This is a genomic window from Pseudomonas sp. Pseusp3, assembly GCF_047304225.1.
GTDB lineage: Bacteria > Pseudomonadota > Gammaproteobacteria > Pseudomonadales > Pseudomonadaceae > Aquipseudomonas > Aquipseudomonas fluorescens_CD.
In genome coordinates this window covers 1-19,935 of record NZ_JBGLYV010000067.1, presented here as the reverse complement: position 1 = coordinate 19,935, position 19,935 = coordinate 1, and the positions used below count along the sequence as shown (strand labels likewise).

Sequence of the window (19,935 nt, the reverse complement as noted above, 5' to 3'; positions counted from 1 at the left end):
GGCAAATAAATCACCGAGGGGCGCGTACGAGACGCGTCCCGGCTCTTTAAGAGATCTAACGAATGACCCTGAAGACCATCGAAGGTACCTTCATCGCCCCTAAAGGCCGCTACGCTCTGGTAGTGGGCCGTTTCAACAGCTTCGTCGTTGAAAGCCTGGTCAGCGGTGCAGTTGATGCCCTGGTTCGCCACGGCGTAAGCGAAAGCGACATCACCATCATCCGCGCACCTGGCGCCTTCGAAATCCCGCTGGTTGCGCAGAAAGTCGCTCAAAAGGGCGAGTTTGCGGCAATCATCGCCCTGGGCGCAGTCATTCGTGGCGGCACTCCGCACTTCGAATACGTGGCTGGCGAATGCACCAAGGGCCTGGCCCAGGTGTCCATGGAGTTCGGCGTACCGGTTGCATTCGGCGTGCTGACCGTTGACTCCATCGAGCAAGCCATCGAGCGTTCCGGCACCAAGGCCGGTAACAAAGGTGCTGAAGCTGCCCTGTCCGCTCTGGAAATGGTCAGCCTGCTGGCGCAGTTGGAGGCCAAGTGATTAGCGACGATAGCGATCGTTTCAACCCGCGCGATCCAAAGCCTGCGGATGCCGGCAAGCCATCGAAAAGCGCCAAGCGTCGCGAAGCCCGTCAGCTCGCGACTCAGGCGCTGTACCAATGGCACATGGCCAAGCAATCGCTGAACGAGATCGAAGCGCAGTTCCGGGTCGATAACGATTTCAGCGATGTCGACGGCGCGTACTTCCGCGAAATCCTGCACGGGGTTCCGCAGTTCAAGACCGAAATCGACACCGCACTCAAGCCTTGCCTGGACTTGACCATCGAAGAGCTGGACCCGGTTGAACTGGCGGTTCTGCGCCTGTCCACCTGGGAACTGCTCAAGCGCGTCGACGTGCCATACCGCGTTGTGATCAACGAAGGTATCGAACTGGCCAAGGTCTTCGGTTCCACCGACGGCCACAAGTTCGTCAACGGTGTGCTCGACAAGCTGGCCCCGCGTCTGCGTGAAGCTGAAGTGAAGGCGTTCAAGCGCTGATCGGCGCTTGTAACGTCGGCACGAAGCCATGGGCGAGTTTGAGCTGATCCGCAATTTCTTTGCCGCCGCGCCTTGTGCGCAGGGCGGCGAAGGCGTTGCCCTCGGGATTGGCGATGACTGCGCCTTGCTGGCTGTTCCTCCCGGGGAGCAGTTGGCGATTTCTACCGACACCCTCGTGGCCGGCGTGCATTTTGCCGATCCGTGCGATCCGTTTCTGCTCGGTCAGCGCTCGCTGGCTGTGGCCGTCAGCGACCTGGCTGCCATGGGCGCCACCCCCGTTGCCTTTACCCTTGCCCTGACCTTGCCGACGGTGACCGCCGATTGGCTGCAAGCCTATGCCCGTGGTTTGAACCGGATGGCGCAAAGTTGTGGCGTGGCGCTGGTGGGTGGCGACACGACCCGTGGGCCGCTGAGCCTGACCATGACCGTGTTCGGACGCGTGCCGGCCGGTCTGGCGCTGACCCGCAGCGGTGCGCAACCGGGCGATCTGCTGTGTGTGGGCGGCGAGCTGGGCAATGCCGCCGGTGCCTTGCCATTGGTGCTCGGCCAGCGCACGGTCGAAGCGAGCATTGCCGAGCCGTTGCTGGCGCATTACTGGTCGCCGCAACCGCAGCTCGGCTTGGGTCAGGCGTTGCGTGGCAAGGCCACTTCGGCAATGGATATCTCCGATGGTCTGCTCGCTGATTGCGGGCATATCGCGCTGGCCTCGAAGGTCGGTATCGAAGTCGAGCGGGATCGATTGCCGCTGTCGCAGAGCCTGGTCGATTTTCTCGGTCAATCGGACGCACAGGTTGCGGCCCTGAGTGGCGGCGACGATTACGTCCTGGTCTTCACCTTGCCGTCCGTCGAGTTACCGCTATTGCTTGCCGACGGCTGGCCGATTCATGTGATTGGGCAGGTTGTGACGGGGCAGGGCGTGAGGCTGCTGGACGCCGATGGCAAAGACATCACCCCGCAAACCCGGGGTTATCAACATTTTCGGGAGTCACCGTGACAGATCACCCCAAACAGGTCCCGGCAGAACACGTTCCGCCGTCGGTCTGGCGTAATCCGTGGCATTTCCTGGCGTTCGGCTTCGGCTCGGGCACCTTGCCAAAGGCACCGGGCACTTGGGGGTCGTTGGTTGCGCTGCCCTTTATCCCGTTGTGGCAGATGCTGCCCGATTGGGGTTACTGGCTGATGCTGGGCATCACCATGCTGTTCGGCTTCTGGTTGTGCGGCAAAGTGGCCGACGATTTGCGGGTGCACGACCACGAAGGCATCGTCTGGGACGAAATGGTCGGGATGTGGATCACCCTGTGGCTGGTGCCGGAAGGTTGGCAGTGGTTGCTGGCGGGCTTCTTGATGTTCCGCTTCTTCGACATCCTCAAGCCGTGGCCGATTCGCTGGATTGACCGGCATGTACATGGCGGCGTTGGCATCATGCTCGATGATGTCCTGGCCGGAGTGTTCGCCTGGCTGGCGATGCAGGGACTGGTGTGGTTTTTCGCCTGACCGCGGATTTCCACGCGTTATCAGGAGAGCGGTTAATCGGGGGTAGCAGGGATGGCTTTACGCGGTTTGATGGTGATGGCGTTGGCGATGTTTTGCTCTTTTGCCCAGGCGGGAGGAGGGGGTGCTACGCCGCCGTCAGTGATTCACCTGGCCAGCGAAGACTGGGAGGACTACACCGCTGCTGACGGTCATGGACTGGGTTGGGACGTGCTACGGCAAGTCTTCGAACCGGTGGGCGTCAAGGTCGACATCCGCAGCGAGCCCTACGTGCGTTCGCTGGGCCTGGCCAAACGTGGCGAAGTCGATGCCTGCGTAGGCTCCTACCGTGATGAATCCGAGGATGTGCTCTATCCTCATTGGAACTTCGACACCGATCACATCTATGCCTTGGGCCTGGCCAGCGGTCCGGTACCCACCCTGGAAACCCTGGGCAATTATCGACTGGCCTGGGTCCGTGGCTACGATTACCAGCATTACTTGCCCAATGTGCGCCACTTCGACGAAGTGATGCGGCGTACCGGCATCGTGTCGATGCTGACCCACAATCGCGCTGATTTCTATATCGATGCCCTGACCGAAGTCGATGATGTCATCAACCGCGCCAAGGATCCGTCCCAGCTGCGGCGCACCCATATCGCAGAATTGCCGCTGTACCTGTGTTTCGCCAAGACCCCGAAGGCGCGCACGTTAATGGCCCTGTTCGACCAGCGCATGGAGCAGTTGGTGAAAAGCGGCGAACTGAAACCGATCTTCGAGCGCTGGAAACAGCCTTATCCGTTTGATTCGAATTGATCGCGATCTCGAGCTTGGTGATTGGTCCCTGTGGGAGCGGGCTTGCTCGCGAAAGCGTTGTGTCATACAAAATCGATGTCGACTGATACGACGCCTTCGCGAGCAAGCCCGCTCCCACAGAGGACAGTGTCAGCCCGGATATCAAACTTTTTGATAGTTATCGCCGATAATTCAGCCTAAGCGTCGCCCGGAACCTGCTGTTACAATGCCGGCTCTGCGAATCTTCAGACTTTTAGATCAGGAGCACACCGGTGCCTGTCGTTTTTGTCGCCGCTTCCAAGCTGCCAACGCCTTTTGCGCAATTCACCATGCACGGCTTTCTCGATGAAGCCTCCGGCCGCGAGCACGTTGTGCTGAGCCTGGGTGATTTCGCCGACGGTGCCCCGGTACTCGGCCGGTTGCACTCCGAATGCCTGACCGGCGATGCCTTGTTCAGCCAGCGTTGCGACTGCGGCTCGCAACTGGAAGCTGCCTTGCAGGCGATTGCCCGTGAAGGTCGTGGCGTGTTGCTGTACTTGCGTCAGGAAGGCCGTGGCATTGGCCTGCTGAACAAGATCCGCGCCTATGAGCTGCAGGACGGTGGCGCCGATACCGTCGAAGCCAACGAGCGTCTGGGCTTTGCCGCTGACCAGCGTGACTATGCCATGTGCCTGCCGATGCTGGAGCACCTGGGCGTGAAGTCATTGCGCCTGATGACCAACAACCCGCGCAAGGTCAAAGCCTTGACCGACATGGGTATCGTGGTCGCCGAGCGCGTGCCGCTGCACACGGGCCACAACCCGCATAACCGACTCTACCTGGCGACCAAGGCCAGCAAGCTCGATCACATGATGGGCAACGAGCATCAGGGCGAGGTAGACCGGGCGTGACCCGCGGTCAGGTTCGGCGGCGACTGTCCGTCAGCTGGTGGCAGTACCTGGCACTGGCCTTGATGCCGCTGTTGGTGATCAACGCGCTGTTCGGCCAGAGCGAAGCCATCCTGCCGGTGCTGGCGATGCCGTTGTTCATCGCCGGAGTTGCCTCGATGTTTGTCAGCCTGAAGTTTTTCGGCGCTTACAAGCACGCGCTGATCGCCACTCAGAAAGCCCTCGATACCCCTGAAGAACCTGGCGCCTGGATCAGTCTGGCGGCCAAGCGGCGCACGGCATTCCTCGCCGCCGGCCTGCCGGCCTGGATTGCTGCCCTGGCGGTGTTCGTCGGTCTTGAGGCAGTGCCGCTGATGCTGCTGGCGCTGTCGACCGCGGTGCTGTTCTACCTCTACCGTATTCCGCGTCAACTCGGTTGATGCGCGCGCTCTGGCTGGCGGTTTTGCTGCTGGCCGCCAGCAGCTCGGCCATTGCGCTCGAGCGGGTTGTCAGCCTGGCACCGTCGCTCTCTGAAATCGTCGTTGAGCTGGGTTCTGCCGACCTTCTGGTCGGAGTGCTGGACGCCGGTGAGCGACCTGCCGAACTCAAGAACCTGCCCTCCGTTGGCCGCTATGGCCAGTTGGACGTGGAGCGCTTGCTCAGCCTGAACCCCGATCTGTTGCTGCTATGGCCCGGCAGCGTCGGCCCCGCCCAGCGCGACCAGCTCAAGCGCCTGAGTATTCCCACCTACGTCGCCGAACCCCACAGCCTGGACCAGCTCACCGCGCAGATCGAGGCCATTGCCGCTCAGCTCGGCCGGCCTGAACGCGGAATTTCATTGGCCAGCGATTTGCGCCAACGACTGGGTGAGCTGCGTCAGCGCTACCGACGGGATAAGCCGTTACGCGTGTTCTATCAGGTCTGGGATCGGCCGCTGTATACGGTGGGCGGCGAGCAGATCATCAGCGATGCGCTGGAGGTCTGCGGTGCCCGGAACGTGTTTGCCGACCTGAAACTGCCGGCACCGCAAGTCAGTGTGGAAGCTGTGTTGCAGCGTAATCCCGAGGTGATTCTGGCCAGCGAACAGACGCAGCTTGATGCGTGGAAAGCCTGGCCACAGGTGGCGGCGGTGGCGAACGGACAATTGCGCCTGGTGGTGGACAAGGGGTTGGAGCGGCCGAGTGGGCAGATGATCGAGGCCACTGCAAAGCTTTGCCAGTTGATCGCGCCCGACCGCTGATACCGAGTTGTCTGCTTCGCGAGCAAGCCCGCTCCCACAGGATCGCGCTAACCCTGTAGGAGCGGGCTTGCCCGCGAAGAGGCCGGTCCAGGCGCCATAAATTTTGGATCAGATCTCCGGTGTCCACGTCACCCCGAACATCCACGCCCGACCTTCCTCGCGATACCCGAACTGGCTACCCTGGTGGCGGTACAACGCCCGGCTGTAACCCTTGTCCAGCAGGTTATCGACCTTCAGCGCCAGCCTGATTTCACGACTGAGTTCCCAACTGCTGCGCAGTCCCAGCAAGGCATAGCCGCCGAGCGGCTGTTGATTGTTCAAGTCGTCATAGCTGCTGCTGACCGCTTGCCAACTGGCGCCGAGGCCCAGTCGATCGAACTGGCGGTCCAGATCCCAGCTCAAAGTGCGCCGCGCACGACGGGCCAGGGTATGTCCGGTGTCGCGGTCACGCGGGTCGATGATCGCCACGCCGAGATTGCTCTGCCAGTCGAACAGTTCCTGCTTCAGCGCGGCTTCGAAGCCGTTGATTCGCGCCGAGGCAACGTTCTCGGGGCGCGAGTTGCTGCCGAAGATGATCGCGTCTTCAAGGTCGGTGCGATACAGCGACGTCTCCAGGCGACTGCTCTCGGTCAATTGGCTGCGCCACTGCAGCTCATAGCTTTTCGAGGTTTCAGGCTTCAGGTCCGGGTTGCTGAAGCCGGGGTAGTACAGATCGTTGAACGTCGGCGCGCGGAAGCCTTCGCTGTAGGTCAGCAGCACTTCGTTGTCCTGGGTCAGCGGCAGAGTGAAGGTGCCACTCCAGGTATTCTGGCCGCCGAACTGCTGGTTATCGTCGTGACGCAGGCCCAACTCCGTGGAAAAACTGTCCGCCTGAAAGCGATGCTGGATAAACGCGGCACGGTTCCAGCGACTGTCTTCGTCGAATGCCGTGCTGCTGTTGATCCGGTCTTCATACCAGTCGCCGCCGAGCATCAGGCTGTTGCGCTCGTTGAGCGTCAGGTCGTTCTGCCAGGTCACCGAGTCGCGATAGGTGTTGAACACCGTGCGTTCATCGCTGAGTTTGTCGAGGGTCTTCTCGCGGTTTTCACTGTGGCCGACATCTATGCGGGTTTTCCAGCGGTCGTTGATCCGCGCATCGACATAGCTGCTGACGCTGCTCACGTCGAACTCGCTGTAGGGCTGTTGCGGGACCGACTCGAACGTACTCATGTCGAAGCGGCCGAACGGGTTGTCGAACTCGCTCTTGCCACGGTTATCCAGCACGTTGGCGCCGATCTCGATGTCATCGCTGAGAGCGTGGCTCAAGCTCAGGCTGAGCGACTTGTTGCGGTATTCGTCATGGTCGCCGTCGCTAGGGAATGACTCGTGGGTGCGATTGATCCCGGCGGTTTCGTCGAGGCTGGCGCCGAGGTTGAAGCGGGTTCGCTCATCCCCACCGGACAGGCCAAGGCTGCGCTCCCACGTCTGGTGGCTGCCAAACCCAATGTGCAGTCGAGGTTGCAGGCCCTGTTCGCCGCCACGGCGGGTGAAGATCTGGATTACCCCGCCAATCGCATCGCTGCCATAAATCACCGAACGGGAGCCACGCAGCACTTCCACGCGCTCGACCTGCTCGATGTTGATGTGTTGCAGGTTGCTGTCGCCGGAGGTCGAACTGCCGATGCGCTGGCCATCCACCAGCACCAGGCTCTGGGCCGACTGGGTGCCGCGAATGTAGACCCCCGGAAGACTGCCGCGTCCGCCGGTCTGCGAGACCTGCACGCCAGGCACCCGACGCAACAGATCAGTGACGCTATCGGGCTGCAGGCGATCAATGTCTTCGCGGGTGAAAACGGTGTTGGCGGCACTGCTGTCGTTGCGTGCTTCGACCTGGCGGTTGGCGCTGATCAGCACGTCGGGCAGCTTCAGGGCCTGGTCGCGTTCGAAGGTTTCGGCGAGTGTGTCGGTGGTGGGCAGCAGGAACAGGGGCAGGGCGAGGCGGGCAAACTTCATTGGTAGTCCGATGGTGCTTTGAGGCAAAGGCAATTTTGAGGGACCCACAAAACACTGTGGGAGCGGGCTTGCCCGCGAAGGCGTCGGCACAGCCAACATTGATGTTGGATATACCGGCCTCTTCGCGGGCAAGCCCGCTCCCACAGGGAGAGTGTGTTTAGCGGTTGAGCAGTTGCAGGCGCTCGCGAATGGACGCTTCGATCCCGGCCTCGTCCAGCCCGCACTCGGCCAGCATTTGCGCAGGCTTGGCGTGTTCGACGTAAATGTCCGGCAAGCCCAGGTGCAGCACCGACTTGAGGATGTTTTCACGGGCGAGGAATTCGCTGACAGCGCCGCCAGCGCCGCCCATGATCGCGTTTTCCTCGACAGTGACCAGTAGCTCATGGCTGCCGGCGATTTCGCGAACCAGCGCTTCATCCAGCGGTTTGACAAAACGCATGTCGACCACGGTCGCGTCCAGCGTCTCTGCGACTTTCAGGGCTTCGGCCAGTTGCACGCCGAACACCAGCAGGGCGACTTTGCTGCCCTGGCGGCGGACTACGCCTTTGCCGATCTCGATCGGTTCGAGGTCTTTCTCGATGGTCGCGTTCGGGCCATTACCGCGTGGATAACGCACGGCCGCCGGGCCTTCATACAGGTGACCGGTGGAGAGCATTTTGCGCAGCTCGTTTTCATCGCTCGGGGTCATCACCAGCATGCCGGGGATGCAGCGCAAGTACGAAAGATCGAAACTGCCGGCGTGGGTCGGACCGTCTTCGCCCACCAGGCCTGCGCGGTCGATGGCGAACAGTACGTCGAGGTTCTGCACGGCGACGTCATGCACCAACTGGTCGTAGCCGCGCTGCAGGAAAGTCGAATAAATCGCTACCACGGGTTTGGCGCCTTCGCAGGCCATGCCGGCCGCGAGGGTGACGGCGTGCTGCTCGGCAATGGCCACGTCGAAGTAACGCAGCGGGAAGCGTTCGCTGAACGCGACCAGATCCGAGCCTTCCTTCATCGCCGGGGTAATCCCGACCAGACGCGGATCGGCAGCCGCCATGTCGCACAACCATTCGCCGAACACACCGGAATATTTCGGCCCACTGGCCTTTTTCGGCGCGGCAGCCGGGGCGTCCAGCGGTTCGAGCTTGGTGATGGCGTGGTAACCGATCGGGTCGACTTCCGCCGGGGCGAAACCTTTGCCTTTCTTGGTGACGATGTGCAGGAACTGCGGACCTTTCAGATCGCGCATGTTGCGCAAGGTGGCGATCAGGGTCGGCAGGTCGTGGCCATCGATCGGGCCGATGTAGTTCCAGCCCAGCTCTTCGAACAGGGTGCCGGGAACCAGCATGCCCTTGGCATATTCCTCGGTGCGACGGGCGATTTCCCAGGCGCCGGGCAGGCGCGACAGCACTTTCTTGCTGCCTTCGCGCATGCTCGCGTAGGTGCGGCTGGAAAGGATCTTCGCCAGATAGTTCGACAGGCCACCGACGTTGCGCGAGATCGACATGTCGTTGTCGTTGAGGATCACCAGCATGTTGGCGTCCACTTCCGGCGCATGGTTCAGTGCCTCGAACGCCATGCCCGCGGTCAACGCACCGTCGCCGATCACCGCGATGGCCTTGCGATCACTGTTTTGCAGGCGGGCGGCAATCGCCATGCCCAGCGCGGCACTGATCGACGTGCTGGAGTGGCCGACGCCAAAGGTGTCGTACTCGCTCTCGGATCGGCGCGGGAACGCCGCGACGCCGTCCTTCTGGCGCAGGGTGGCCATGCGTTCGCGGCGACCGGTGAGGATCTTGTGCGGATAAGCCTGATGACCCACGTCCCACACCAGCCGGTCGTCCGGGGTGTCGAACACGTAATGCAGCGCGATGGTCAGCTCGATGACGCCCAGGCCTGCACCGAAATGCCCACCGGTCTGGCCGACCGTGTAGAGCAATTCCAGGCGCAACTCATCGGCCAGGGTTTCCAGCTCGGCTTCGCCTAACCGGCGCAGGCCGTCCGGCGTGTTCGCGCGGTCGAGCAGGGGCGTGGTCGGGCGCTTGCGGGGAATCTCATGAAACGTCGTGGGCATCAGGCGAATCGTTATAGGTATAAAAGATGCGGCAGTTTACCTGATGCATCGTCCCCTGCCCACGCGTTGGTCTTTTTTGACGGATTCGCCGTCAGCTGCGGCGATCGACGATATACCGGGCCAGATCACGCAACGGCTCGGCGGCTGCGTCAAACGGTCGCAGGGCGTGCAGGGCCTGGTCGCGCAGTTCCAGGGCATAGGCCTTGGCGGCGTCCAGACCGAGCAGGGCCGGGTAAGTCGGCTTGTCCCGGGCAATGTCGGCGCCCTGGCGTTTGCCGAGGGTCTCGGTATCGCTTTCGACGTCGAGAATGTCGTCCTGCACCTGGAATGCCAGGCCGATGGCCTGTGCATAAGCCTGCAGGGACTTGAGTTCGTCTTTCTCGGCACGGCCGCTGGCCAGGGCGCCGAGTTTGACGCTGACCTCGATCAATGCGCCGGTCTTGTGCCGGTGCATGTACTCGAGGGCTTTCTGATCAAGCTTCAGACCGACCGAACCGAGGTCGATGGCCTGACCGCCGACCATGCCCGCCGGGCCTGCCGCCAGTGCCAGGGCGCTGACCATTTGCAGGCGGATTTCGGCATCCGACGCGCTCAGACGTGGGTCGAGCAGGGCGCTGAAGGCCAGGCTCTGCAAGCCGTCGCCGGCGAGGATCGCGCAGGCTTCATCGAATTTCTTGTGGGTGGTCGGCTGGCCGCGGCGCAGATCGTCATCGTCCATCGCCGGCAAATCGTCATGCACCAGCGAATAAGCGTGGATCAATTCCACCGCACAGGCCGCACCGTTGGCTTGCTCGGCCTTGCTGCCCAACGCTTCGCACGCGGCATAGGCCAGCAGTGGCCGCACGCGTTTGCCGCCATTCATCACGCTGTAGCGCATGGCTTCGTACAGCCGCGCCAGCTCGGGGCTCGGTGCGGTGAACAGGGTTTCCAGCGCTGCGTTGACGCGGGCCTGGCTGGTGGCGGAGTACGCTGCAATCATTCTGGCTGATCCGCGTCGAAGGGTTCCTCGGCCAACTCGCCATCACGCTCGAGCAGCACCTGAACCTTTTGTTCGGCCTGGGCCAGCGCCGCCTGGCAATCGCGGGTCAGGCCAATGCCTTGCTCGAAAGCGGCCAGCGAGTCCTCCAGCGACAATTCGCCATTCTCCAGACGCTCTACCAGCGTTTGCAGGTCGGCGAGGGACTGTTCGAAATCCAGTGCAGCTTTTTTGCGGGCCATGGCGGCGATTTCCGGTTGACGTTAAACCGGCGCGACACTAGCAGATAGGGGGTTTATGGGCAAATGAGAGGGGATCGGCTGTTTGGCTCAACTCCCTGTAGGAGCGAGCCTGCTCGCGATGGTCGTTAACGATGACGCGTACTGTCTGATTTGACGCGGTGTGCTTGCGTTCATCGCGAGCAAGCTCGCTCCTACAGGGTGGCAGATGCATTTCGGTTCATCGTCCACCCAGCGCTGTGATTTCTCCCGCAAATCCAGATGCGTCCGATTGTTAAAAAACACCTGCACGTCTAACCTTCGCATCATATTCGACTCGGCAAGACACGGGTCTTTCAGACGAAACGCAGTATCCCCATCTGTAATGCGCCCAGGATCAGGCGCAAGGTTTCGTCATGCATGGCAGGAGGCGTCACATGCGCTCATTTCTTTTGCTGCTGATCGGGTTGGCAACCGCGCCGGTGATTTTGGCCGCGCCGAATGCCGAGCTATCGGAACCGGTGGGCGGCTGGCGTTTCAACGGTCTGTTGGACCGTAGCGAAAACCCGCAAGTCGCCTACCCCACGCCGCCGATCGACCGGGGCGTGCAGCGCAATCGCACGATGATCGAGGGCCGACTCAAGGCCATCGGCACTCAGCGCGGGCCGCACACGTTGGCGGTCAACGGCAATCCGCTGAATCTCTATACCGACGAGCAAGGGCGTTTTGCCCGGCCCTATGCGTTTGGTGCCGGTTCCAACAGCGTTGAAGTCCGCAGCGCCGAAGGCCAGTCCCTCAAGCGCGTTCAGTTTTACGAAGCCAACAACCTGCGCACGCCGGCAAAGATTCGCGTGGTGCTGGGTTGGGACGATCCGAAGGCCGAACTCGACCTGCACATCGTCACGCCCGATGGCCAGCATGCCTTCTGGGCGCACCCGGCCTTGACCAATGGTGGCGGCCTCGACCCTGACGGCGTCGATGGCCCGGGTCCGGAAATGTTCACCATGACCGCACCGCTGCATGGCACCTATCTGGTTTACGTGAACTATTGGGGCAACTTCGGCAGCGGCGGCTATAACTTCGATGAGGCCAGCAACCAGAACGAGGTGATTACCTCGCAGATCAATCTGGTGCTCAACGAAAACACCGTCGATGAAAAGCGCGAGACATTCATCGTGCCCCTGCGCGCAATCGGCGACCTGCTGCTGGTCAAGACTTTCAACTACTAAGCATCCCCGCTCCACGGATGAACATCGGGTTTTGTGAACATGAGTGATAGCACTGTTACCCCAGCCGCTGGCGCCCCCGCGGCCAAATCTTCTGTGCATTGGCCGACGCTGCTGATCGGGTTATGCCTGGTCGTAGTCGTGGCCGGTGGGATCGGGTGGTTCATGCACAAGCCCAAGGCCCCGGCGCCTGCGTTGGCCAGTGACAAGCTGGGTATGAGTCGCCCTGATGGCTTGCTGGAAACCCATTCCTTGAGCCAATTGCCCAAGGACCTGCTGGCAGTGCCGTTCCTCAAGGAAACCCTGACCGAAGATTTTGTCTTCTATTACGAAACCCACGCCGATCGTCTGGGGTTGATCGGCAGCCTGCGGCGGATCATCTACGAACACGACCTGAAACTGCAGGACACCTTGATCGAGCAGCTGTTCGATCAGCCTGCCGACGTAGCGTTGTGGCGCGGGGCGGATGGGCGGCTCAAGGATTTCCTGCTGGTGATGGATCGCGGCGGGCTGGCCAAGGTGCTGGAGCCGCTGGCCAAAGTCGCGCTGGACGACTCGCAGCTGAGCAAAGTCGCTGACCTGAAGGTCGGCATCGAAGGCGTGGCGCTCTATCAACTCAACTACAACGCCAGCAAGGCGCTGCTGTTCGCATCCCATGGCGACAAACTGGTGGTGCTGTCCAATCCGGCGAAACTCTACGATCCGCAAAGCGGTGCAATGGAGGAACCGGGTAGCGTGTCGACCACGGCCATTGCTGCGCTGCTCAATGGCGAAAAACTGTTTCCCGAAGCCTTCGGCCTGGCGCCTCGTGAACCGCAAGTGAAACAGCGCCTGTCGGTGAATGCCAGCGTGCTGGCCATGGGTTACCAGCGTTTTATCCCGAACTTTGCCGGCCTGCGCTTCGACATGGACGACAAGGGCTGGCACAGTTTTCTGGCCATGGATGAACTGGAGAATCAGCCGGACTTCGATTTCAAACCGATCTGGCAAGCCATGCCCATGGGGGCCAGCGCTTGCGTGGCGTTGCCGCTGGCGGCCGAACAACAGAAACCGCTGCTGGTGAAACTCGGTGCCGAGGAGAAGGTAGCCCAGGCGCTGACAGAACACATGGCCGGTGCGGCGGGCCTGTGCTGGTATGCCGATTCACGGTTGTACACGCCTTTGCTGGTGGCCAGCCTCAACGCTGACGACAGCGGCAAACTCGATGGGGATTTGGGCAACCTGTTCGGCTCGATGGTCGGTGCCTACGAGAACAACGTCGAAGACGGTGCCTTCCCGGTGGTGGAAAAACAGGCAGGCCAGAGTCGCCAGTGGCAACGCCAGGTCAGCTCCAGCTTCGGTCCCTATGCGGCCAAAGAGGCCGAAAACCCCGACGCCATCACCGGCAAGGCGTTCATGAAAGTGAGCCTGGCGCGCCACGGTTCAACGTTGCTGTTTTCCCTCGACGACAAGCTGGTGGACAAGGCCCTCGGTACCCTCGACAAACGCTTCCCGCCGATGGCCGACGTGGTGCCCAAAGACCTGCTGATGCCGGTGTATTTCGGCCCGGACTCCATGGCGCAACTGATGCAGCAGGAAACCCTCGACAGCCTGCCCCAGGACATGGAACCGGTGTTCTACAACGCTGCGCAAACTTACCTGATCCCGAAACTGCGCAAGCTCGGCGGTTACGGCAAATACGCCCTGACCTTGCCCGAAGGCAGCGAGCCCGACGGCCATTGGCAGTGGCTGCCGCTGGAGTGGAAAGCCCTGTGACGGCATTGATCCGCAGTCTCGGCCTGCTGGCGTTATTGCTGAGCGCGGGCGCCCGAGCCGTCGAGACACCACCGCTCGACCCACAGCAATCCCAGGTATTTCGCGCCTGGTTCGTGCGCATCGCCCAGGAGCAACTGAGCCAGGGCCCGAGCCCGCGCTGGTATCAGCAAGACTGCGCCGGGCTGGTGCGCTTCGCGGCTAACGAAGCGCTGAAAGTGCATGACGACAAATGGCTGCGCAGCAATGGCCTGTCCAATCGCTACCTGCCGCCGGAGCTGCAGTTGAGCGATGCCCAGCGCGGTCTCGCCCAGCAATGGCAGCAGGGCGGCGGCAAGGTCGGGCCGTACGTCAATGCGATCAAATTGATCCAGTTCAACAGCCATCTGGTCAGCCGTGATGTGGCTCAAGCGCGCCCTGGCGACCTGATGTTTTTCGATCAGGGCGACGACAAGCACCTGATGATCTGGATGGGCCGTTACATCGCCTATCACACCGGCACCACCACTCCCACCGACAACGGCATGCGTTCGGCAAGCCTGCAGCAACTCATGACATGGAAGGACACCCGATGGATACCCGACGCAGCCAACCCCAACTTCATCGGCATCTATCGACTGAATTTTCTCTCCCAATGAACGGAGCCCGCATGCTGCGCCTGTGCTCGAAATTGCCGTTGCTGCTAGTCCTGTTTTTGTCCGTGTCGGCGGTCCGTGCGGATGATTCCGTTGCGCCTAGCGGTTATACACCGGTGGCCGGCGAGAGTTTTTTCCTGCTGGCCGACAGCAGTTTTGCCAGCGACGAACAGGCGATGGTGCGCCTCGAAGCGCCGGGTCGCGACTATCGCCGGTTTCGCATGGAACCCTACGGCGGCGCCGACATTCGCGTGTATCGCATCGACAAGCCGCTGGATTTCCTCAAGCGCCAGAAGAACCTGCATCGGGTGGTCAGTGATGGCCAGTTCAAGGGTGAAGGTCTGTCCAACACCCTCGCTTACCTGTGGGACAACTGGTATCGCAAATCCCGTCGGGTGATGCAGCGGGCGTTTTCATACGAGTCGCGTAAACAAGTCACCGAGCAAGTGCCGGAACTGAAGATGGGCAATGCGATGGCCGCGCCAACGCCCTACGATGCACAGCCGCAATTCGCGCTGATACCGGGTTTGCCGGTGGTCAGCCAGTTCCGTTATCCGCTGTGGCAGGCCAAGCCGATCCAGCCACCTGCCGGGGTGAACCTGGCCGGTTCTTCCAGTGAGTTCGTCAGTGTCGCGCCGGGCAACGTGTACATCCCGTTGGGCAATCTCAAACCGGGTCTGTATCTGGTGGAAGCGCTGATCGGCAAGTACCGCGCGACGACCATGGTGTTCGTCTCCAACACCGTGGCGGTGAGCAAGATTGCCGGTGACGAATTGCTGGTGTGGGCTGCGCGCAAACACGAAGGGAGTTCGGTGCCGAAGGTCAATGTGTTGTGGACCGATGGCCTCGGCGTGATGAGCAGCGGCGCCACGGATAGCGACGGCTTGCTGCGCCTGAAACACGTCAGCCCCGAGCGTTCGTTCGTGATCGGCGAGGACGAAGAGGGCGGGGTGTTCGTCTCCGAAAATTTCTACTACGACAGCGAAATCTACGACACCAAACTCTATGCCTTCACCGACCGGCCGTTGTATCGGCCGGGGGATTGGGTGTCGCTGAAAATCGTCGGACGTGAATTCAAGAACGCGCGGGACTCGGTGCAGCCAACCGCTGCCGACGTCAACGTGACCGTGCTCGATGCGACTGGCACGGCGCTGCAATCCCTCGATTTGAAGCTCGATTCCAGGGCCGGCACCCAGGGCCGTTTCCAGTTGCCGGACAACGCCGTGGCCGGTGGTTATGAACTGCGTTTCAACTACAGGGATCAGGCCTACAGCAGCGCCTTCCGCGTCGCCGAATACATCAAGCCGCACTTCGAGATTTCGCTCAATCTGGCCAAACAGGATTACCGTACCGGCGAACCGGTCAAGGGCAGCCTGGTGCTGCTGTACCCGGACGGAAAACCGGTGGCCAATGCGAAATTGAACCTGAGCCTGCGCGCCCAACAGCTGTCGATGGTCGATAACGAACTGCAATACCTCGGGCAATTTCCGGTGGAGCTGACCAGTACCGAATTGACCACCGATGCCAAGGGCAACGCGTCCCTCGATTTGCCGGCCGCCGATAAACCGAGTCGCTACATGCTCACGGTGTTTGCCAGCGACGGCGCGGCGTATCGGGTCAAGACCACCAAGGAAATCCTCATCGATCGCGGTGCGGCCAATTTCCGCTTGAGTGCGCCCCGGCGCTTCAGCGCGGTGGGTGACAAGGTAGCCTTCAGCTATACCCGCGAAGGCGAGCAGGTCGAAGCCGTTGCGCCTGGCAGTTACGGCTGGGTGCGCCTGGAGGACCAGAGCACCGGCGAAGGCAAACTCGCGGCAACCGACAAAGGTTTCACCCTGGCCTTTGACCGGCCGGGCACCTACAACCTGATGCTCAAGGATGAGCACGGTCGTGTGGTCGGCGCCACCGGGCATTCGGTCACCGGCGAAGGTGTCAAGGCCGTACCCGGCACGGTGGAAATCGTCCTCGACAAACCCGAGTACCAGGCCGGCGATGAAGCGCTGGCGTTGATCACTTTCCCGGAACCGGTCAGCGATGCCTTGCTGTCACTGGAGCGCGACAAGGTCGAGGCGACCGCGTTGCTGTCCAGGGGCGGCGACTGGCTGAAGATGGAAAAACTCAGCGATACCCAATACCGCGCGCGCATCCCGGTGAAGGACGGTTTCGCACCGAACCTGACCTTCTCGGTGCTGTACACCAAGGGCGGCCAGTACAGTTTCCAGAACGCCGGCATCAAGGTGATCACGCCACAGATCGACGTGGCCATCGCCACTGATAAGGAAACCTACCAGCCGGGTGAAACCGTCTCGGTGGACCTGACCACCCGGTTCGCCGGCAAGCCGATGCCCGCGCACCTGACGGTCAGCGTCGTCGATGAAATGGTCTACGCCCTGCAACCTGAAGTCGCGCCGAGCATCGACCAGTTCTTCTATCACCCACGGCGTAACAACGTGCGCACCAGCGCCAGTCTGTCGTTCATCAGTTATGACGTCGCCTTGCCGGGCAGCCCCGGTGCACCGGGCAAGGCCAATCGCAGCGAGCGCGGCGTGAAGGTGCTGGAGCGGCCGCGTCGCGAGGACGTCGACACGGCTGCGTGGCAGCCTGAATTGCTGACCGATGCCAACGGCAAAACCCGCTTCACCTTCAAGATGCCCGACTCCCTGACCCGCTGGCGCATCACCGCCAGGGCCATCGCCGATGACGGTCAGGTCGGGCAGAAGAAGCAATTCGTCCGCTCGGAAAAACCGCTGTACCTGAAGTGGAGCGGGCCGAGCCGATTCCGCGCCGGCGACAAACCGGACCTTGGCGTATTTGCTTTCAGCCAGACCGAGAAACCGGTCAAGGCCGAACTGGTGACGCATTACGCCGGCAACGAGCAGCGCGTGCCATTGACCTTGAACAGCGGCATCAACTACATCCCGTTGCCGGCCTTTGAGCTGGCGAATGGCGAGTGGAGCGCCGAGCTGGTGCAGGACGGCAAAACCGCTGATGCCCTGGCGGTGCGCCTGACCGCGACCGGTGAAGGCTGGCAAGTGACGCAATCGCAGAGTCTCGAAGTGGGCGGGGGCGATACGCCGCTGACGTTGCCGGCAGACGCCAGTGATGTTCGCCTGCGTCTGGATGACAGTCCGCAAGCATTGTTCCGTTCTGCCCTCGACGACCTGTTGAGCTACCCCTACGAGGGCGTCGAGCAGACGGCCAGTCGCCTGTTGCCGTTGAGCATCGCCTACCCGACGCTGGCGACGAATCCGCAGATCCGCGATCGCTTGCGCCTGATCATGCAAAACAGTCGCCTGCGCCTGATACAAATGGCCGGCCCTTCGGCATGCTTCACCTGGTGGGGCATGGACGGCGAGCCAGATGCGTTCCTCACCGCCTACGCCTATTACGCCGACTGGCACGCCAGTCAGGTGCTGGAACTGAGCCTGCCGCCGGAGCATTGGCAGCGGGTGCTGGAGGTCTACGCCAAACAGGCGAACAACACGCCGCTGTTGCAGCGGGCGCTGATTCTGTCGTTTGCCAAACAGATGCAATTGCCGGTGAACACCTTGCTCAGCGGTTTGATGGACGATCTGGCGAAGGCCAGCGAGGGTAATGCCGCCAACCTGCTGGAGGACGGCGAAGACAGCCTCGTCATGAGCGATCCGGATTCGGCGCTGGGCCTGGCCGCAGCACGCGTCTTGACCGCCTCGTTGGCCAAGCAGTCGAAGGTCAATCTGCCGGACGCTTTCAAGCGGCAACTGGCCGACGCACAACAGCGTCTGGCAGTCAGTTCCCAGCCGTTTGCCGAAGCGCTGAACCTGTCGCTGCAACCCTTCGATCAGGCTCACGTTCAGGCATTGCTGCAGCGTTTGCTGCCGCAGCAATCCACGCTGGAACGTGCGTTGGCGTTGACCTGGCTACAACACAGCATCGAGCAGGCCGCGCCGGCCGTTGCTTTGAAACCGGGCGAGGGCTGGAAGCCGGAACAGGGCGCTACCGGCGAGACCTATTGGGTTTGGCAAGGCGCACAGTTGCCGAACGTGTTGTCACTGACCGGCGCGCAAGAGCGTCCGCTGCGTGCAGCATTGAGCTACCGGAGCCAGCAGCCTGTGGTCGATCCGATGGCCGTGACCATCACCCGTCGCCTGTCGCGTCTGGTACCGGGGGATGAAGCCTTCACCTTCAAGCTCGAAGCGGTCGGCAACGCGCCGCTGTCCAGCGATAACCTTTATCTCGACGAAGTGATCGTCACCAGCAAAGCCACCAGACCGCTGCGCTACGGCCTGCTGGAAGTGCCGTTGCCACCGGGCGCGGATGTCGAGCGCACGACCTGGGGCATCAAGCTCATGGGCAAGGCCGGCACCGAGCCGACAGCGCTGGAGAAGGCGCGGTTCGAACCGGGGCAAATGGCTTATGCCGTTCCGGTCGACGCCTTGAGTGGCGAATTGCGTCTGCGGCATCTGGTGCGATTCTCGCAGAAGGGGCAGTTCAACTTGCCGCCGGTGCGATTCACCCAAGTGTATGCGCCGCAGCATCAGGCGATGGAACAAAAGCCAGCCCTTGGCCAGGTCACGGTTCACTGACGTGCACAGGCTTCTGATGGCTTGTCTGCTGTGTTTGATCCCTGCGCTGGCGACAGCGCAGGACGAACCGCTGCGCCTGGCTTTCAAGGATGATTTGCTGTCGTTGAATCGAACTCAGGTGATCAGCCGCGAGCCGCTGCCGCAGACGTTGCAGACGCCGCTGGGCAGCGTGTGGAAGTTGTTCGTCTACGCCTGGCTGGTCGATAGCGGTGCACACGAGTCGCCTTATGAATGTCGCGGCCAGTCGAAGGACGAGGTTTATTGCTGCACGGCAGGCGGCAGGATCGAGCGCGATCAGGCGTTGGTGAAGTCATGCGGTTTGTATTTCGAACCCGCGCGGTTGGGCATCAGCGATGCCGACTGGCGAGCCTATTGGCAGACGCGGCAGGCGCCGCGATGGTTGCTGGACTTGCCTAAGCTGCAACCTGCTACTCGGGTTTCAGTGGCAGAGTTGTTGAAGGTGCTTTCGGTACTGCCAGCACAGGATCAAGCCCGGCGTGTGTTGCTCGATGTGGTGCTTAATGCCGCTGATGGCCATGTCGTCGGCGAACTCGGAAGCCGCCTGCGGGTGAAGACCTGGAGCTGGTTGGCGGATCAGGATGCAACCTCGCGCCAGGGCGGGTTTGCCGGTTGGGTGGCGGATGGCACTCCGGTCTGGGCCGGAGGACGGGGCACCAGTCAGCGGGTACTGCGTGATTTCGCACAGGCATTGTCTACGGCGATGCCTGTTGCATGGCCTGCGGATGCAGGGAAATGCGTAGAAGTCGACCTGTTCTCCCGCTACCCGCTTCGGCGCGTGCTTTCGGAGGGCACCGCGGTGACTTCCGGAGCGTTGCAGGGCGACTACCGCGTTGAATTCGCCAACGGTAATGCGCTGGATATCCACAGCGACGGCGAACTGTTTCTGCTGAACGACAAGCTCGTGGCTCGCCTGGATCGCGAAGAGTACGTTGCCCGTGTTCTCCAGCGCGAAGCCAGCGCCGAACCGGTCGAAGCCGCCAAAGCCCTGGCCGTGGCCATCCGCACGTACCTGCTGCAAAACGCCACGCGCCGTGGTGACTGCCTGAGCATCGACGACAGCAGCAGCCGGCAGCGGGTCGCGCCGCGT

Annotated in this window: 17 protein-coding genes; 13 read left to right on the top strand and 4 right to left on the bottom strand. The window is 61.8% G+C overall.

What is annotated here, in order from left to right:
* Window positions 1–62 precede the first annotated feature (62 nt).
* The 8 genes from ribE to ACCD00_RS21030 all read left to right on the top strand — a co-directional run bounded on the left by ribE (window position 63) and on the right by ACCD00_RS21030 (window position 5,407).
* Window positions 63–539, top strand: a complete 477-nt coding sequence (gene ribE / locus ACCD00_RS21065) for a 6,7-dimethyl-8-ribityllumazine synthase (protein ID WP_003228649.1) — start codon at window positions 63–65, stop codon at window positions 537–539.
* On the top strand, window positions 536–1,036 hold the full coding sequence (gene nusB, locus ACCD00_RS21060) for a transcription antitermination factor NusB (protein WP_007970164.1): 501 nt from the start codon (window positions 536–538) through the stop codon (window positions 1,034–1,036). Before ribE ends, nusB begins: the two co-directional genes overlap by 4 nt.
* A gap of 28 nt (window positions 1,037–1,064) precedes the next feature.
* Window positions 1,065–2,030, top strand: a complete 966-nt coding sequence (gene thiL, locus ACCD00_RS21055; RefSeq protein WP_413427365.1) for a thiamine-phosphate kinase — start codon at window positions 1,065–1,067, stop codon at window positions 2,028–2,030.
* Complete coding sequence (locus ACCD00_RS21050; RefSeq protein ID WP_057400600.1) at window positions 2,027–2,530, top strand: phosphatidylglycerophosphatase A; 504 nt, start codon at window positions 2,027–2,029, stop codon at window positions 2,528–2,530. Before thiL ends, ACCD00_RS21050 begins: the two co-directional genes overlap by 4 nt.
* A gap of 51 nt (window positions 2,531–2,581) precedes the next feature.
* Window positions 2,582–3,322, top strand: coding sequence for a substrate-binding periplasmic protein (locus ACCD00_RS21045; RefSeq protein WP_413427364.1), 741 nt, complete (start codon window positions 2,582–2,584; stop codon window positions 3,320–3,322).
* A gap of 251 nt (window positions 3,323–3,573) precedes the next feature.
* Window positions 3,574–4,191 (top strand): GTP cyclohydrolase II, encoded by a 618-nt coding sequence (gene ribA, locus ACCD00_RS21040; protein ID WP_008018152.1) that lies wholly within the window; start codon window positions 3,574–3,576, stop codon window positions 4,189–4,191.
* The gene (locus ACCD00_RS21035) at window positions 4,188–4,607 is read left to right on the top strand and encodes an MFS transporter (protein ID WP_413427363.1); all 420 of its coding nucleotides are present in this window, start codon (window positions 4,188–4,190) and stop codon (window positions 4,605–4,607) included. The genes ribA and ACCD00_RS21035 overlap by 4 nt, the downstream gene beginning before the upstream one ends.
* Window positions 4,607–5,407, top strand: a complete 801-nt coding sequence (locus ACCD00_RS21030) for a cobalamin-binding protein (RefSeq protein ID WP_413427362.1) — start codon at window positions 4,607–4,609, stop codon at window positions 5,405–5,407. The genes ACCD00_RS21035 and ACCD00_RS21030 overlap by 1 nt, the downstream gene beginning before the upstream one ends.
* 108 nt (window positions 5,408–5,515) lie before the next feature.
* Here the strand turns inward: ACCD00_RS21030 and ACCD00_RS21025 are convergent, their stop codons facing one another.
* The 4 genes from ACCD00_RS21025 to ACCD00_RS21010 all read right to left on the bottom strand — a co-directional run bounded on the left by ACCD00_RS21025 (window position 5,516) and on the right by ACCD00_RS21010 (window position 10,673).
* A complete protein-coding gene (locus ACCD00_RS21025; RefSeq protein ID WP_413427361.1) occupies window positions 5,516–7,399 on the bottom strand; it encodes a TonB-dependent receptor domain-containing protein in 1,884 nt (627 codons plus the stop codon).
* A gap of 157 nt (window positions 7,400–7,556) precedes the next feature.
* A complete protein-coding gene (gene dxs, locus ACCD00_RS21020; RefSeq protein ID WP_413427360.1) occupies window positions 7,557–9,455 on the bottom strand; it encodes a 1-deoxy-D-xylulose-5-phosphate synthase in 1,899 nt (632 codons plus the stop codon).
* A 91-nt stretch (window positions 9,456–9,546) separates the two neighbouring features.
* Complete coding sequence (gene ispA / locus ACCD00_RS21015; RefSeq protein WP_413427359.1) at window positions 9,547–10,434, bottom strand: (2E,6E)-farnesyl diphosphate synthase; 888 nt, start codon at window positions 10,432–10,434, stop codon at window positions 9,547–9,549.
* Window positions 10,431–10,673, bottom strand: coding sequence for an exodeoxyribonuclease VII small subunit (locus ACCD00_RS21010; RefSeq protein ID WP_007970180.1), 243 nt, complete (start codon window positions 10,671–10,673; stop codon window positions 10,431–10,433). Before ACCD00_RS21010 ends, ispA begins: the two co-directional genes overlap by 4 nt.
* 413 nt (window positions 10,674–11,086) lie before the next feature.
* Between ACCD00_RS21010 and ACCD00_RS21005 the strand changes: the two genes are divergently transcribed.
* From ACCD00_RS21005 to ACCD00_RS20985, 5 genes are all read left to right on the top strand, one after another.
* Window positions 11,087–11,878, top strand: coding sequence for a YfaP family protein (locus ACCD00_RS21005; protein ID WP_413427358.1), 792 nt, complete (start codon window positions 11,087–11,089; stop codon window positions 11,876–11,878).
* A gap of 39 nt (window positions 11,879–11,917) precedes the next feature.
* Entirely contained in the window at window positions 11,918–13,630 is a 1,713-nt protein-coding gene (locus tag ACCD00_RS21000; RefSeq protein ID WP_413427357.1) for a DUF2138 domain-containing protein, read from the top strand.
* Complete coding sequence (locus ACCD00_RS20995) at window positions 13,627–14,265, top strand: DUF1175 domain-containing protein (protein WP_413427356.1); 639 nt, start codon at window positions 13,627–13,629, stop codon at window positions 14,263–14,265. Before ACCD00_RS21000 ends, ACCD00_RS20995 begins: the two co-directional genes overlap by 4 nt.
* Window positions 14,262–18,827 carry an alpha-2-macroglobulin family protein gene (locus ACCD00_RS20990; protein ID WP_413427355.1) on the top strand — a complete coding sequence of 1,522 codons (4,566 nt, stop codon included), beginning with the start codon at window positions 14,262–14,264 and terminating at the stop codon, window positions 18,825–18,827. Before ACCD00_RS20995 ends, ACCD00_RS20990 begins: the two co-directional genes overlap by 4 nt.
* Window positions 18,828–18,843: 16 nt before the next feature.
* The coding region (locus tag ACCD00_RS20985) for a DUF2300 domain-containing protein (protein ID WP_413427375.1) at window positions 18,844–19,935 on the top strand (1,092 nt) is incomplete at its 3' end.

What these genes read in the sequence shown, in the direction of transcription:
- ACCD00_RS21045 (WP_413427364.1), top strand. Translation starts at nt 2,582, where the DNA reads ATGGCTTTACGCGGTTTGATGGTGATGGCGTTGGCGATGTTTTGCTCT.
- ACCD00_RS21000 (WP_413427357.1), top strand. Translation starts at nt 11,918, where the DNA reads ATGAGTGATAGCACTGTTACCCCAGCCGCTGGCGCCCCCGCGGCCAAA.
- ACCD00_RS21005 (WP_413427358.1), top strand. Translation starts at nt 11,087, where the DNA reads ATGCGCTCATTTCTTTTGCTGCTGATCGGGTTGGCAACCGCGCCGGTG.
- ispA (WP_413427359.1), bottom strand. Translation starts at nt 10,434, where the DNA reads ATGATTGCAGCGTACTCCGCCACCAGCCAGGCCCGCGTCAACGCAGCG.
- ACCD00_RS21030 (WP_413427362.1), top strand. Translation starts at nt 4,607, where the DNA reads ATGCGCGCGCTCTGGCTGGCGGTTTTGCTGCTGGCCGCCAGCAGCTCG.
- ACCD00_RS21010 (WP_007970180.1), bottom strand. Translation starts at nt 10,673, where the DNA reads ATGGCCCGCAAAAAAGCTGCACTGGATTTCGAACAGTCCCTCGCCGAC.
- thiL (WP_413427365.1), top strand. Translation starts at nt 1,065, where the DNA reads ATGGGCGAGTTTGAGCTGATCCGCAATTTCTTTGCCGCCGCGCCTTGT.
- ACCD00_RS21025 (WP_413427361.1), bottom strand. Translation starts at nt 7,399, where the DNA reads ATGAAGTTTGCCCGCCTCGCCCTGCCCCTGTTCCTGCTGCCCACCACC.
- dxs (WP_413427360.1), bottom strand. Translation starts at nt 9,455, where the DNA reads ATGCCCACGACGTTTCATGAGATTCCCCGCAAGCGCCCGACCACGCCC.
- ACCD00_RS20990 (WP_413427355.1), top strand. Translation starts at nt 14,262, where the DNA reads ATGAACGGAGCCCGCATGCTGCGCCTGTGCTCGAAATTGCCGTTGCTG.
- ribE (WP_003228649.1), top strand. Translation starts at nt 63, where the DNA reads ATGACCCTGAAGACCATCGAAGGTACCTTCATCGCCCCTAAAGGCCGC.